This is a genomic window from Virgibacillus sp. 7505 (genome assembly GCF_002272135.1).
GTDB lineage: Bacteria > Bacillota > Bacilli > Bacillales > Amphibacillaceae > Terribacillus.
The window spans coordinates 1-602 of record NZ_NPBF01000029.1 but is presented as its reverse complement, the minus strand read 5'-3'; the positions used below and the strand labels follow the sequence as shown (position 1 = coordinate 602).

General features: G+C 46.3%; 5 tRNA genes. All 5 read right to left on the bottom strand.

The features are described from left to right. Positions 1-20: 20 nt before the first annotated feature. Positions 21-94: transfer RNA gene (locus CHH91_RS14060), tRNA-Gly, on the bottom strand. 35 nt (positions 95-129) lie between these two features. Next, positions 130-206, bottom strand: a tRNA-Pro gene (locus CHH91_RS14055). A 9-nt stretch (positions 207-215) separates the two neighbouring features. Continuing rightward, a tRNA-Arg gene (locus CHH91_RS14050) sits at positions 216-292 on the bottom strand. A 58-nt stretch (positions 293-350) separates the two neighbouring features. Next, a tRNA-Leu gene (locus CHH91_RS14045) sits at positions 351-437 on the bottom strand. 76 nt (positions 438-513) lie between these two features. Continuing rightward, positions 514-586, bottom strand: a tRNA-Lys gene (locus CHH91_RS14040). Positions 587-602: the final 16 nt, after the last annotated feature.

Genomic DNA, 602 nt, shown 5'->3' with positions numbered 1-602 from the left:
ATATCGTTTATTTGAAATAGTGGAGCGGGTGAAGGGAATCGAACCCTCGACATCAGCTTGGAAGGCTGAGGTTTTACCACTAAACTACACCCGCATATTTAAATGTTTCATTCGGCTGGATGGAACTACTGGTCGGGAAGACAGGATTTGAACCTGCGACCCCTTGGTCCCAAACCAAGTGCTCTACCAAGCTGAGCTACTTCCCGGAGAAATAATGGCGCGCCCGAGAGGAGTCGAACCCCTAACCTTTTGATCCGTAGTCAAACGCTCTATCCAATTGAGCTACGGGCGCTTATTAAGAACAACTTTTATATTGTATCATTTATCTCATAACTTGTCAACACTTTTTTTGGTGCGGCCGAGAGGACTTGAACCTCCACGGGTTATTCACCCACTAGGCCCTCAACCTAGCGCGTCTGCCATTCCGCCACGACCGCTTAAAGTCAAAAGAAAAATGCTGTCTGTGTTTCACAGCATCGGCAGATCTATATGATCACCCACACTTTAAACAGATGAGCCATGAAGGACTCGAACCTTCGACCCTCTGATTAAAAGTCAGATGCTCTACCAACTGAGCTAATGGCTCACAACAAAAAAGTAAG